Source organism: Agrobacterium sp. LAD9 (assembly GCF_003031125.1).
GTDB lineage: Bacteria > Pseudomonadota > Alphaproteobacteria > Rhizobiales > Rhizobiaceae > Agrobacterium > Agrobacterium radiobacter.
This window is the reverse complement of record NZ_PHGS01000023.1, coordinates 12514-25027: the sequence shown is the minus strand read 5'-3', so window position 1 is coordinate 25027 and position 12514 is coordinate 12514. Positions and strand designations below refer to the sequence as shown.

General features: G+C 60.2%; 14 protein-coding genes. 4 read left to right on the top strand and 10 right to left on the bottom strand.

What is annotated here, in order from left to right; genetic code table 11:
* Positions 1 to 132: 132 nt before the first annotated feature.
* The gene (locus DA915_RS21405; RefSeq protein WP_107677253.1) at positions 133 to 1230 is read left to right on the top strand and encodes a DNA alkylation repair protein; all 1098 of its coding nucleotides are present in this window, start codon (positions 133 to 135) and stop codon (positions 1228 to 1230) included.
* A gap of 7 nt (positions 1231 to 1237) precedes the next feature.
* Here DA915_RS21405 and DA915_RS21400 read toward each other — a convergent pair whose 3' ends face one another.
* The 5 genes from DA915_RS21400 to DA915_RS21380 all read right to left on the bottom strand — a co-directional run bounded on the left by DA915_RS21400 (position 1238) and on the right by DA915_RS21380 (position 6429).
* Entirely contained in the window at positions 1238 to 2263 is a 1026-nt protein-coding gene (locus tag DA915_RS21400) for a sulfate/molybdate ABC transporter ATP-binding protein (RefSeq protein ID WP_107677252.1), read from the bottom strand.
* A gap of 5 nt (positions 2264 to 2268) precedes the next feature.
* On the bottom strand, positions 2269 to 3156 hold the full coding sequence (cysW, locus tag DA915_RS21395) for a sulfate ABC transporter permease subunit CysW (RefSeq protein ID WP_107677251.1): 888 nt from the start codon (positions 3154 to 3156) through the stop codon (positions 2269 to 2271).
* 3 nt (positions 3157 to 3159) lie between these two features.
* Positions 3160 to 3999: a sulfate ABC transporter permease subunit CysT gene (cysT, locus tag DA915_RS21390; protein ID WP_107677250.1), complete on the bottom strand. Its 840-nt coding sequence runs from the start codon at positions 3997 to 3999 to the stop codon at positions 3160 to 3162.
* Positions 4000 to 4056: 57 nt separating this feature from the next.
* Positions 4057 to 5043, bottom strand: coding sequence for a thiosulfate ABC transporter substrate-binding protein CysP (gene cysP, locus DA915_RS21385; protein WP_107677249.1), 987 nt, complete (start codon positions 5041 to 5043; stop codon positions 4057 to 4059).
* Between the two features lie 315 nt (positions 5044 to 5358).
* Positions 5359 to 6429, bottom strand: coding sequence for an enoyl-CoA hydratase/isomerase family protein (locus DA915_RS21380; protein ID WP_107677248.1), 1071 nt, complete (start codon positions 6427 to 6429; stop codon positions 5359 to 5361).
* 283 nt (positions 6430 to 6712) lie between these two features.
* Between DA915_RS21380 and DA915_RS29005 the strand changes: the two genes are divergently transcribed.
* Positions 6713 to 6970: a DUF2934 domain-containing protein gene (locus DA915_RS29005; RefSeq protein ID WP_020808902.1), complete on the top strand. Its 258-nt coding sequence runs from the start codon at positions 6713 to 6715 to the stop codon at positions 6968 to 6970.
* A 203-nt stretch (positions 6971 to 7173) separates the two neighbouring features.
* Here the strand turns inward: DA915_RS29005 and DA915_RS21370 are convergent, their stop codons facing one another.
* A complete protein-coding gene (locus DA915_RS21370) occupies positions 7174 to 8019 on the bottom strand; it encodes an SH3 domain-containing protein (protein WP_020808901.1) in 846 nt (281 codons plus the stop codon).
* Between the two features lie 256 nt (positions 8020 to 8275).
* Between DA915_RS21370 and ubiG the strand changes: the two genes are divergently transcribed.
* Positions 8276 to 9028 carry a bifunctional 2-polyprenyl-6-hydroxyphenol methylase/3-demethylubiquinol 3-O-methyltransferase UbiG gene (ubiG, locus tag DA915_RS21360; protein WP_107677247.1) on the top strand — a complete coding sequence of 251 codons (753 nt, stop codon included), beginning with the start codon at positions 8276 to 8278 and terminating at the stop codon, positions 9026 to 9028.
* Positions 9029 to 9066: 38 nt separating this feature from the next.
* Here the strand turns inward: ubiG and DA915_RS21355 are convergent, their stop codons facing one another.
* The 4 genes from DA915_RS21355 to DA915_RS21340 are packed head-to-tail and all read right to left on the bottom strand — an operon-like array spanning position 9067 to position 11489.
* Complete coding sequence (locus DA915_RS21355; RefSeq protein ID WP_003507039.1) at positions 9067 to 9495, bottom strand: DUF1178 family protein; 429 nt, start codon at positions 9493 to 9495, stop codon at positions 9067 to 9069.
* The gene (locus tag DA915_RS21350) at positions 9492 to 10352 is read right to left on the bottom strand and encodes a carbon-nitrogen hydrolase family protein (protein ID WP_107677246.1); all 861 of its coding nucleotides are present in this window, start codon (positions 10350 to 10352) and stop codon (positions 9492 to 9494) included. Before DA915_RS21350 ends, DA915_RS21355 begins: the two co-directional genes overlap by 4 nt.
* A gap of 30 nt (positions 10353 to 10382) precedes the next feature.
* Positions 10383 to 10637: a glutaredoxin 3 gene (grxC, locus tag DA915_RS21345; protein WP_060724909.1), complete on the bottom strand. Its 255-nt coding sequence runs from the start codon at positions 10635 to 10637 to the stop codon at positions 10383 to 10385.
* Between the two features lie 60 nt (positions 10638 to 10697).
* Entirely contained in the window at positions 10698 to 11489 is a 792-nt protein-coding gene (locus DA915_RS21340; protein WP_107677245.1) for a ComF family protein, read from the bottom strand.
* Between the two features lie 143 nt (positions 11490 to 11632).
* On the opposite strand from DA915_RS21340, the gene DA915_RS21335 reads away from it, so the two are divergent.
* Positions 11633 to 12514 carry a methyltransferase domain-containing protein gene (locus tag DA915_RS21335; protein WP_107677244.1) on the top strand — a complete coding sequence of 294 codons (882 nt, stop codon included), beginning with the start codon at positions 11633 to 11635 and terminating at the stop codon, positions 12512 to 12514.

Genomic DNA, 12514 nt, shown 5'->3' with positions numbered 1-12514 from the left:
CTTCTTCTCCCCGTCGGGGAGAAGAAGTAAGCGGCACCCACTCGGTCCGTCAGCACTCTTCGAAAGTTGCTCAGCCCTTGCCTCCAGCCTCATCCTGCCCTAAAAGAACAAAAAGTGAACTTTGAGGGCAATATGAGCGACACGGCGGCACCTGCATTGAAGGAAATCTTCAACCGCGAGAAACTGCGGCATATCGCCGATCAGACCAGGGCCGTTCATCCGCAGTTTGACATCTCAGCCTTCATGGCGCTCGCCACCGAAAACCTCGAGGCCTTGGGCATCATGCAGCGTATGCGGCAGGTGGCGACGAGCCTGCATGCGACACTTCCCGGCGACTATGCCCGCAACATCGAAATCCTGACCGCCGCAGCGCCGGGCATCGGCAACGGTTTTGCCTCCATTTCGCTACCGGAATATGTGGCGCTCTACGGCCTCGATGATTTCGATCTTTCCATGGAAGCGCTGCATTATTTCACCCGTTTCGGCTCCTCGGAATTCGCCATCCGTCATTTCCTGCAAAGGGATATGGCCCGTACCCTTGCCGTGATGGAGACATGGTCACGACATGAAAACGAACATGTGCGGCGGCTGGCGAGCGAGGGCTGCCGGCCGCGCCTGCCATGGTCATTCCAGCTCAAACCCCTGATCGACGATCCATCCCCGGTCACTGGTATCCTCGAGGCCATGAAAGCTGATGAGGCGCTTTATGTGCGCAAATCCGTCGCCAATCATCTGAACGACATCACCAAGGACAATCCCGCTTTCGTGCTGGCGCTCATCGATGCATGGCCGAAGGAAAACCCGCATACGCGCTGGATTACACGCCAAGCCCTGCGCACGTTGATCAAGAAGGGCGACGCCGCCGCGCTTGCCCATCTTGGCGCACATGAGGAAGCGGAAATTGCACTTGCGGCATTTCAGGTTACGCCGGACAAGGTGGCTCTCGGCAACCCTGTGCGGATTTCAGCCTCTTTCACCTCGACGGCGAAACGCCCGCAGAAACTGGTGATCGACTACGCCGTGCACTACGTGAAGAAGAGCGGCGACGCCTCGGCGAAAGTCTTCAAGTGGAAAGAAATCGAGCTTCAGCCCGGTGAGACATGCGCGCTGTCGATCAGCCGCGCCATACGCGATTTCACCACCCGCAAACACTATCCCGGCCTTCACAGGGTTGAGCTGATGATCAACGGCAAGCTTGTGGCAGAAAGCGCCTTCGAGCTTCTGGGCTGACAACGGCTCATGCCGCCGGGAAAATCTTCGCCCGGCGGATGATGACGGAACCGCGGTCACCGGCGGCGACGTCGTTTTCCGGCGGCACGTCAAATTCCAGGATGTCGCCGCCATCGGTGCTGGCGATTACCCGGCGTTCACCCGCCCGGTCGAGAACCCGCGCCACCGAGGCCGGAATGCCCTCATGCAGATCTTCCCATTCGAGATCGCCGGGGCGGGCATAGATATCCACGACGCCATCGCCCTGCGCATAGGAGAAAGGCAGCTCATTGTCACCGACATAGACCTTGCCGCCGCGCGCCACGCCGGAGACCCGGTTGGCATCACCCAGAAAGCGCATGACGAAGGCGCTGTTCGGCTGGCGGCAGACCTCCTTCGGCGTGCCCTCCTGTACGATTTCGCCCTGATTGAGGATGACAACACGATCGGCAAGATCGAGCGCCTCTTCCTGGTCATGCGTCACGAAAATCGTGGTGATGCCGAGCGAATCGTGAATCTCGCGCAGCCAGCGGCGAAGATCGCGGCGCACATTGGCGTCCAGCGCTCCGAAAGGCTCATCCAGCAGCAGCACCTTGGGATCGACCGACAGCGCACGCGCCAGCGCCACGCGCTGCCGCTGGCCGCCGGAAATCTGCGCCGGAAAACGGTCGCCGAGGCCATCGAGCTTCACCAACCGCAGAAGCTCTTCGACGCGGGCGTCGATCGCCGCCTTGTCGCGCTTCACCTTCGAGACCTTCATACCGAAAGCGATGTTTTGATGCAGAGTCATATGCGGGAAGAGCGCATAATGCTGAAACACAAAACCGACGCCGCGGTCACGCACCGGAATATTGGTGGCGTCCTCGTCGCCAAAAAAGATCCGGCCGCCATCGCTATATTCGAGACCGGCAACCATGCGCAAAATCGTCGTCTTGCCGGAGCCTGAGGGACCGAGCAGCGCCAGAAGCTCGCCGCTTTCGATATCCAGCGAAACATCGCGCACGGCGCGGAAGGTATCGAAGGTCTTCACCACATTTTCGAGGCGGATTTTCATGGGAATCAGGTCTCCGTGGCGATGGCGGCATCGCCGTTGGTCTTCTTGGCGCCGCGTCCGGCGCCGCGCCCTTCCAGCGCCACCTTGGCGATGATGGTGACGACAGCGAGCAAGGCAAGGATGGAGGCGGACGCGAAGGCGCCGGCCGTCTGGTAATCGTGGTAAAGCAGCTCGATATGCAGCGGCAGCGTATTGGTCTGGCCGCGAATATTGCCCGATACGACCGATACCGCGCCGAATTCGCCCATCACGCGGGCATTGCAGAGCACGACACCATAAAGCAGCGCCCATTTGATGTTCGGCAAGGTCACCGAAAAGAAGGTACGCCAGCCGGATGCGCCAAGCGAGGTCGCCGCCTCCTCGAGATCGCGACCCTGCGCCTGCATCAGCGGGATCAGTTCGCGCGCCACGAAAGGCGCAGTCACGAACATCGAGGCGATGACGATGCCGGGAAGCGCGAAGAGTATCTTGATATCATGCGCATCGAGGAACGGGCCGAACAACCCCTGAAGGCCGTAAACGAAGAGATAGGCGACGCCGGCGACGATCGGCGAAATGGAAAAGGGTATTTCGATCAGCACCAGCAGGAAGCGCCGGCCCGGGAAATCGAACTTGGTGATCGCCCATGCGGCGGCCACACCGAAGGCGGTATTAACAGGCACGGCGATCAGCGCCGTCAGTACCGTCAGCATGATGGCGTGGCGGGTATCGGGATGGGCGATGGTGGCGGAATAGACCTTCCAGCCCTGCGAAAAGGCTTCGACGCCGATGATGACAAGCGGCGCTAAGACCAGCAAGGCACCGATAACAAGCACGAAGGCAATCAGGCTGCGGCGAACAAGAGGCGCGTCGCCAACCCGTGGCGGCTTGCGGTGTGAAGAAACGGCACTCATGTCTCAGCCCCTCACCGTGTAACGAAGCGCGCGCGCCTGCAGGTAATTGGTCACCGCCAGCATCACGAAGGCGGTGATGAGCAGCACGGAGGCGATGGCGGCCGCCGCCTGATAATCATATTCCTCCAGCCGGATGAAGATCAGCAGCGCGGTGATCTCAGTCGAAAACGGCTGGTTGCCGGCGATGAAGATGATCGCCCCGAATTCGCCGAGGCTGCGGGCGAAGGACAGCGACAGACCGGCGAGCAACGCCGGCGTCAGGAGCGGCAGGATGATCTTGCGGAAAATTTCGAGATCGGAACCACCGAGCGATTGCGCCGCTTCTTCCAGCGCCGGATCGAGGTCTTCCAGAACCGGCTGCACGGTGCGCACGATAAAGGGCAGGCTGGTAAAGGCCATCGCCACCATGATGCCAAGCGGCGTGTAGGCCACCTTGATGCCGAATTGGGAAAGCACCGAGCCGAACCAACCATTGCCCGCAAAAAGCGTCGTCAGCGCAATGCCGGCAACGGCGGTCGGAAGCGCAAAAGGCAGATCGACGATGGCGTCCACGATGCGCCAGCCGGGAAAGCGGTAACGTGTCAGCACCCAGGCAAGCGCCACCCCGAAAATGACGTTGAACAGCGTGGCGGCCAGCGCACAGAGCACGGTAACACGATAGCTGGCGACGGCGCGCGGAGAAGAGATGATCGACCAATATTCGGCAGGGCCTAGGCTTGCCGCCTTGAACACCAGCGCCGAGAGCGGCAGAAGCACGATGATGGCGACGTAAGTCAGGGTAACGCTAAGGGACAATTTCAGCCCCGGCAGAACATTCCGTTTCAAACCCCGCCCCCAATTCATCAAAAAGCGACCCGGCAGTTTCCCGCCGGGTCTTCTATCTGTTCTTTGTCGTTGTGATTAACGTCTGCCGTAAAGCGTATCAAGCGTCGCGCCGGATGCAAAATGCTCTTTCTGAATTTTGTCCCAGCCGCCGAAGACATCATCGACATTGACGAGGCGAATGGCGGGGAACTTGTCCTTGAACTCGCCGACGACCTTTTCATCGTGAACGCGGTGGCCGAATTCGGCGGCGATGCGCTGGCCTTCCTCGGTATAGAGGAAGTCGAGATAGCTCTTCGCCAGATCACGCGAGCCGCGCTTGTCGACCACCTTATCCACCACGGCCACCGGAAATTCGGCGAGCAGGCTGACGGAGGGCACAACGCCTTCCACCTTGTCGGCGCCATATTGCTTGGCGATGCCGCGGGTCTCGGCTTCGAAGGTGATCAGCACGTCGCCGATCTCGCGTTCCACGAAAGTGGTGGTGGCGGCGCGGCCTCCGGTGTCGAAAACCGGCGTATTGTCGAAGATTTTCTTGACGAATTCCTGGACCTTCTTCTCGTCGCCGTTGAACTTCTCCTTGGCGTAAGCCGTGGCGGCGAGATAGGTGTAACGGGCGTTACCCGAGGTCTTCGGATTGGGGAAAACGATCTTCACATCGTCGCGGGCAAGATCGTCCCAGTCCTTGATACCCTTGGGATTGCCGGCGCGCACGAGGAAGGACGGGAAGGAATAGAACGGCGATGCGTCGTTCGCAAAATCCTTCTTCCAGTCGGCGGAAACGAAGCCCTGCTTCACCAGAAAATCGACATCGGTCACCTGGTTGAAGGTGACAACATCGGCTTCAAGACCCTCGACAATGGCGCGCGCCTGCTTGGAGGTGCCGGCATGCGACTGATCGACGGTTACGCCCGGATGCTGCTTGATAAACGCCTCGTTCTCGGCCGCAAAAACTTCGCGGGCGACATCGTAGGATGCGTTGAGGATGGTGGTCGGAGACTGCGCCTGCGCCGCACCTGCAAAAAGAGCGGCAAAAGCAGTACCGATAATGAGAAGACGTTTCATGAATACCCCCGGCAATTCGAATGGTGTTCAACATAGCGGGCGGCGGCAACGCCCGCGAGAAACAACTGTGCCTTGCAGGGGTATGGATTGGAAATTTCACCCAAAGAATAAGCACTCAAAAGGTGATGATTTCATATAGGGCAAGAAGCCGAATTTCTTTTGCGTCACCCTTCCCAAAATCTCGGAGAGAACCATGAAATTCATTACGCCCGAAACATGTATTCGCATTGAGCGTAGCCCTCGTCCTTGTGCTTGTCACAGGAATGAGGGCGGAGATTCGCCAGTCTCCAGGCAACAGGCGCGGTCTCCACTGATCTAAAGGCGATGATCGGGAAACAGATTGCCGGAATGCCCGGCAAAATAGGGCGCCAGATTCTCCTCCCGCACCTCTTCCAGCCGCGCCGGTTGCCAGCGGGGATTGCGGTCCTTGTCGATAAGGGCCGCACGCACGCCTTCGTAAAAATCGTGCTGGCGCAATATCTCCGTGCCGGCGGCAAATTCCCGCTCCAGGCATTCGATGAGGCTCGCACTTTCCCGACCGAGGCGCAGCAGCTTCAGGGTCAGTTTCAGACTGGTGGGAGAGCGCTTTTGCAGGACCTCAAGGGTCTCGCGCGAAAACGCATCTTGGCGCGCCGAAAGCGCGGCGAAAATCTCCTCAACCGTGTCGAAGCGGAATGTCGCGTCGATAATATCCCGATTTATGGATAAAACGCCTTCATCGGCCTCAACCGCCTGCGCCATGATCGCCGTCTCGATGCTGTCTATATCCGCCGCTTGCGACAGGTTCTGGACCAGACCGTCGAGACGGTCCGAAGGAACAATATAATCGGCAAAGCCGGCGTAGATGGCATCAGCGGCCGTAACCGCGTTGCCCGTCAGCCCCAGCCAGGTGCCGCATTCGCCCGGCGCTCGTGGCAGGAGCCAGGAGCCGCCGACGTCAGGAAAGTAACCGATGCCGGTTTCCGGCATGGCGAGTTTTGTGCGTTCCGTGACGATGCGGTGGCTGCCATGGGCTGAAATGCCGACGCCGCCGCCCATGACGATGCCGTCCATCAGGGCAATATAGGGCTTGCTGAAGCGGGCGATGCGATAGTTGAGCGGAAATTCTTCCCGCCAGAAATCAAGCACCTGCGGGTCGCCGGCCTTGCCAAGATCATGAATGATGCGAACATCGCCCCCGGCGCAAAGCCCCCTGTCGCCTTCCCCGGTCAACACCACGCAGGCAACACCGGCATCCTCCTCGAAACGCTGAAGCGCCTGAAACAGGCCGCGAACCATCGGCAACGTCAGGCTGTTGATCGCCTTCGGGCGGTTGAGGCGAATGATGCCAGCCCCTCCCCGCTTCTTGACGATGACCTGCGCATCCGCTTCCGTTGTCTGTTCCAAGACCGCCTCCTCCGCTGCCCATTCATCCGGCCATCTTGGCGGCCTTGGGCCGATCACGCAACGTTGATCTTCTCTTGTAGGAACGTCTTTCGCGCAAACCGCTTTAACGGGGACAAAATGCCAGAAATCCGTTTTTGCAATGCAGCATGTTTGCTTGACGCCCGGAAAATCATGGCATGTAATGGGCTCTGGAAATGCCGGCATTGATTCCTGTCGAGCGTGTGCCGGACCAAGCGGAATGTCGCCTTCTCAAAGGCGCTGTAAACAGCAACGGGAGACGAGCATGCAGGTTTCGGAACACGAATGGATCAGCAAACGGGCATATACACTCTGGGAAAAGGAAGGCCATCCCACTGGGCGCGACGCGCACCACTGGGAACAGGCCAGACATGAATTTTCGCTGCTGAAGACATCGGAAGCGACAAAACCCGCAACGCGCAAGAAGGCCGCTCCCAAGGTCGCGGCTGCCGATGCCGCACCGGATGCAGAAACCCCGGCGAAACCCAAGAGCCGTACTCGCAAGGCTGCCAGCGCGAAGTAGCGGCAAACGATCACACGGACGCCGATTGAAAGTTTTGAAGTCTCCTGCATCCGAACGATGCGCAGGTGTTGTAGCCTTGCCGCACGGGGAATTTTACGGAGACATCAGGCATATGCTTCGAAGGGAAAAAATGTCCCCGGCACTAAACCGGGGACATTTTTCGTCAATTATGTTTGGCTGGCGGGAATTTCCGCCAGTCTAAGTTATTGTCTCGACAGGCATTCCGTATCGGCCGGATCACACGCCCGGTTGCTCCGGGGCGCCGGCTCGGGCGGACGAACCTGTTCCTGCGACGGAGCGCGGCCTTCCGGACGCCGTTGCTCTTCAGGTTGAACACGACGCTCGGGGCGACGCTGGCCATCATCCTGATTAAACTGACGATTACGATCCCGGTTCTCATCTTCCCAGCGCCGGCGATCGTCATCGCGACGGGGCCTGTCCTGATTTCTGTCGCCCTGGTTCCAGTCGCCATAACGACGTTCCCAGCGTCCGTCATTCGGACCGCCGCCCTGACGGGGATCGCGCCACTCGTCACGACGACCATCACGCCAGTCATCCCGGCGTCCGTCACGCCACTCGTCACGCGGACGCGGGCGATCCCATCCGGCACTCGGCGGCGGGGCGTTCCAGTAACCGCCTGATGGCGGCGGACGACGCCAGCGGTCACGCTCGCGGTAGAAGTCGCGGTCGCGGTAATAGCGGTCCCAATAACGGCCGACTTCGAAGGTGATCACCGGCACGCCGAGATCGCGGTAATAACGCGGTTCGACATAGACCCGGTTCTGCCGGTAGGTCGTGGCGATGTAACGCCCGGCTACCCAGCCGCGACCACCCACAAACGCGACGTCGCACCAGGGCGTGTCGGAAAGGCAGCCATGGACGGTGAGCGGCGCGCCATTCGGGATCACCACAACAGCCGGATAGGCCGTGCTCGGGCCGGAGCGCATATTCACATTCGCGGTGGCGAAACCGCGCGTCGCAGCTTCGGCAAGTGCCGGCGCGGCGAGCATGGCCACCAGCGCAATTGCGCCAAACAGTTTTTTCTTCACTTCTTTCTCCTCAAGCAAAGGCCCGCTTTGCCCTTGTCGGCATCCACCACTTCGATGGACGAGTATGCGTTCCGCATACTGCCACGATCGGAAAATACGCGTTGCTGCATGAACGCAGCATGAAACAAATGAGACGCCTCATCAGTTCCACCTGCGGCAATGAGCGCCCGACAAATTGCCGCCGGAATGGACCGCCGGTCTTGACTTCGGGGGGCAATCATCCGACTTCAATGCAACAGCAATATGGAGCAGAACCATGAGCGAAACCGCACAGACGACCGTCGACCAGAGCGAAGTGGATCGCTTCTCCGCGATGGCTGCGGAATGGTGGAGCCCGACCGGCAAGTTCCGCCCGTTGCACAAGTTCAATCCGGTGCGGCTCGAATATATCCGCAACCGGATCTGCGACAATTTCGGCCGCGACCCGAAGGCGCACCGCCCGCTGGAAGGGCTGCGCATATTGGATATTGGCTGCGGCGGCGGCCTTCTCTCCGAACCCGTTGCGCGCATGGGCGCGGATGTGGTGGGCGCCGATCCCTCGGAAAAAAATATCGGCATCGCTTCCACCCACGCCCGCGAAAGCGGGGTCAGCGTTGACTACCGCGCCGTGACCGCCGAACAGTTGCAGGAAGCTGGCGAGACCTTCGACGTCATCCTCAACATGGAGGTGGTCGAGCATGTGGCCAATGTCGATCTCTTCGTCACCACCTGCGCAAAAATGGTGCGACCCGGGGGCCTGATGTTCGCCGCCACCATCAACCGCACGCTCAAAGCCCGGGCACTGGCAATCTTCGCCGCCGAAAACGTGCTGCGCTGGCTGCCGCGCGGCACGCACCAATATGAAAAGCTGGTTCGCCCGGAAGAGCTCGAGAGGCCGCTGGTGGCAAGCGGCACGGATATCATCCACCGCACCGGCGTGTTCTACAACGTGCTGCAGGACCGCTGGAATCTTTCACCTGACATGGAGGTCAACTACATGATGCTGGCGAAAAGACCGGCGCAAGGCTAACGCGGGGCGCTCTGTGAGTGATGTCGTTCTAAAGAAATTCAGTTGACGTCGTCAGGCAAAACCGGCAGCGGCGCGATCTCTATACCCTCATCCAGCAGGGCCTTGGCTTCCTGCGCAGAGGCATTGCCGATGATGCCGCGCTCATCCGCCTCGCCATAATGGATCTTGCGCGCCTCTTCGGGAAATTTATCGCCGACATCCTCGGCATTGGCGCGGATATTGGCGACAGCCTCGCGGATTTTCGCCATCGCCTCTTTCCTGGCCGTATCCATGGCGAGCGTCTGGCGTTCGTCTTTCTTGCGGGCGGTGGAGACCGAGGGCGCCATCAATAGCTTGGAGACCTGCACGGAATTGCAGACCGGGCAGGACAGGAAACCGCGCTGCAACTGATTGTCGAAATCGTCGCTACCGGCAAACCAGCCTTCAAACTCATGGCCTTTTTCACAGGCCAGCGCATAACGGATCACGCCGCTTCACCTCCGGCAGGTTTCAGGGGAATGACAGTGTCCAGTCCGAACTCGCGGGCATTGCGCAGATTGGGAATCTTGCCACGCGCAGCCGCGACCAGCGACGTGTCGATCTCGGCGAAGATGATCTCTTCTCCAGCGCCGCCGGCAATGGCCAGAACCTTGCCCCAGGGATCGATGATGATGGAATGGCCAAAGGTCTCGCGCCCGTCCTCATGCACGCCGGCCTGCGCGGCAGCAATGACAAAAGCGCCATTTTCAATGGCGCGGGCGCGCAGCAGGATCTCCCAATGCGCCTCCCCCGTCTGCCGGGTGAAAGCCGCCGGAACCGTCAGAACCTCTGCACCGGCCAGTGCTTCAGCGCGAAAAAGCTGCGGAAAACGGACGTCGTAACAAATCGCAAAGCCGAATTTCGCCAGCGGAAGTTCAGCGATACGCGCCACCTCGCCGGGTTGATAAGCAGCGCTTTCGCGCCAGCTTTCACCATTGTCGAGATCGACATCGAACATATGGATCTTGTCATAGCTGCAGATGCGCGAACCATCCGGCGCGAAGAGAAAACCGCGATTGGCGATCTTGCCATCCGGCCGGGCAATCGCGGTCGAGCCGACATGGACATGAATGCCGAGTTCGCGGGCGAGACGCGCGGCCGTCGCAACGATGATATCGCCATCGTCATCCTGCAATTGCGCACGCAGCGCCTGCCTGTCCTTCTGGATGGCGCCCGTCATTTCCGGGGTCTGCACATAAACGGCGCCCTCGGCTGCAGCCGCCCGCACCAACCGTTCCATATCGGCGGCGTTTTTTGCCGGGTCGACGCCGGAACGCATCTGAATGGCGGCAGCCTTGAAACTCATCATATCCTCCATGCCCGCAAATCGGGCCGATCAGGCGGCCAGCAGCACGTCCAGTTTGCCGGCGCGCTCCAGCGCGTGCAGATCATCACAACCGCCCACATGCTCGCCATTGATGAAGATTTGCGGGAACGTTGTACCACCTGATTTCTCGATCATTTCCTGCCGGTATTCGGGCGTCGTCGTAGCGTTATATTCGGCGTAATCCACGCCCTTGCTGTCCAGCAGCGCCTTGGCGCGCGCGCAATAACCACAAAAATCCCGCGTATAGATCGTTACCGGTGCCATGTTTTCAAAGCCCTCGCAAACGTGCGGTAAAACGCACGATAAAGTCATGTCATTCAGGTTTCATATAGGGCCGGAAATGGCCATTGCAAAGGTCAAAACCGTCACATCCACGGCACCGGCCTTGCGCAAGGCACGGCTTGCCGCACCCACCGTCGCACCTGTCGTATAGACATCATCCACCAGCACCACGCGCTTGCCATGGACATCGGTTTCCCGGCCGGGCGCGAGCGCGAAAGCGCCGCGCATATTGTCCTGTCGGGCAAGTGCCGAAAGCCCCACCTGCCGCTCGGTCGGCTTCACGCGCAACAGCGTGCCGGCAAGCAAGGGCTTGCCGGCGGCCTTGGCCAGATGCCGTGCCAGCTCGGCGGATTGATTGAAACGGCGGCGCAGGAAACGGTGACGATGCAACGGAACGGGCACGATACAATCACAGTCACCCACCGTTCCGTCACTTGCCCTCAGCATCCACAGCGCCATCAGTCGGGCGAGATCGGTCCGGTCCTGATATTTCAGCCGGTGCACGAGCTTGCGGGCGGTTCCCTCATGGCTTGCGACGGCACGCAGCCGGTCAAAGGGCGGCGGTTCGGCAATGGCCCGCGCGCTCACAAAACCGTCTCCGTGATCCCGCGCGAAGGGAATGCCCAGAACCTCGCAAAAGGGGCGATCGATAAAGCCCACATCCCGCCAGCAATCCGCGCATAAGGCACCCTCGCCGCCGGTCATGCGGGTGCAGCCCGCGCAGGTTGGCGGGTAGACCATACGGAATAGCGCGCGCCACATGTCTCCCGCTGCCGCCGGCACGGTCGCGGACTTCGATAGCAACGCCGAAAACAGACTTTCACCAGCACCCATGAGGTTGACTTTACCGCTGAACGGGTGCCTTTGCGAGAGCGATAGTTCCGTCCCGTCACCGGGAGAACGATGCCCGCAGCGGCATGACAGTAACGATACGGCCCGCCGATCCCGAAGGCGTTTGAGGCCGAGCAGGCAAGACGATGGATATTCTCTTTGACCAGGCCCTGATCGAACAAAACCGTCACCGGGCGTGGGCCAGACGCGATGACAAGGCCCTGTTTCTTCTCGATATGGCGGCCGAAGAGCTGGCCGACAGGCTCGCCATCGTCGAGCGCCAGTTCGAGACCGCGATCGAACTTCATGGCGGAACCGGCGTCACCGCCCGACGCCTGTCGGAGACCGGCAAGGTCGATACCATTCGCCGTATCGAAACCGAGAGTTCTTTTGCGACGGATGCAAATATTCCCGAGGCCGCTTCCATGGAGCATCTGCCGCTTGAGGAGGCCTCCGCCAATCTCATCGTCTCACCACTTGCCCTGCATCTGACCAACGACACCCCCGGTGCGCTGATCCAGATCCGGCGGGCATTAAAACCGGACGGCCTGTTTCTCGGCGCCATTCCCGGCAGCGGCACCCTGCAGGAACTGCGCGATGTGCTGCTGACCGCAGAGGCCGAACTGACCGGGGGCGCAAGTCCGCGTGTCATTCCCTTCGCCGATGTGCGCGATGTCGGCGCGCTTTTGCAGCGCGCCGGGTTTGCGCTTCCCGTTACCGATGCGGAAAGCTACACGGTTCGTTACGATTCTATTTTTCCGCTGATGCGGGACCTGCGCGCCATGGGCATGGCCAACCCGCTGGCAAGCCGCAGCAGAAAACCGCTCAACCGCGCCTTTTTCCTGCGCGCAGCGGAGCTTTACGCCGAGCGCTATTCAGATCCTGACGGGCGGATAAGGGCGACATTTTCCATTATTTACGTATCAGGCTGGGCCCCGCACGAAAGCCAGCAGAAACCGCTAAAGCCCGGCTCCGCCAAGGTGCGGCTTGCCGATGCCTTGAAGACAACAGAGGTGAAGCTGTCCTGA

Bases quoted from the DNA above. Each gene is read 5' to 3' on its own strand.
- DA915_RS21405 (WP_107677253.1), top strand. From the start codon at position 133: ATGAGCGACACGGCGGCACCTGCATTGAAGGAAATCTTCAACCGCGAG.
- DA915_RS21400 (WP_107677252.1), bottom strand. From the start codon at position 2,263: ATGAAAATCCGCCTCGAAAATGTGGTGAAGACCTTCGATACCTTCCGC.
- cysW (WP_107677251.1), bottom strand. From the start codon at position 3,156: ATGAGTGCCGTTTCTTCACACCGCAAGCCGCCACGGGTTGGCGACGCG.
- cysT (WP_107677250.1), bottom strand. From the start codon at position 3,999: ATGAATTGGGGGCGGGGTTTGAAACGGAATGTTCTGCCGGGGCTGAAA.
- cysP (WP_107677249.1), bottom strand. From the start codon at position 5,043: ATGAAACGTCTTCTCATTATCGGTACTGCTTTTGCCGCTCTTTTTGCA.
- DA915_RS29005 (WP_020808902.1), top strand. From the start codon at position 6,713: ATGCAGGTTTCGGAACACGAATGGATCAGCAAACGGGCATATACACTC.
- ubiG (WP_107677247.1), top strand. From the start codon at position 8,276: ATGAGCGAAACCGCACAGACGACCGTCGACCAGAGCGAAGTGGATCGC.
- DA915_RS21350 (WP_107677246.1), bottom strand. From the start codon at position 10,352: ATGAGTTTCAAGGCTGCCGCCATTCAGATGCGTTCCGGCGTCGACCCG.
- grxC (WP_060724909.1), bottom strand. From the start codon at position 10,637: ATGGCACCGGTAACGATCTATACGCGGGATTTTTGTGGTTATTGCGCG.
- DA915_RS21340 (WP_107677245.1), bottom strand. From the start codon at position 11,489: ATGGGTGCTGGTGAAAGTCTGTTTTCGGCGTTGCTATCGAAGTCCGCG.
- DA915_RS21335 (WP_107677244.1), top strand. From the start codon at position 11,633: ATGGATATTCTCTTTGACCAGGCCCTGATCGAACAAAACCGTCACCGG.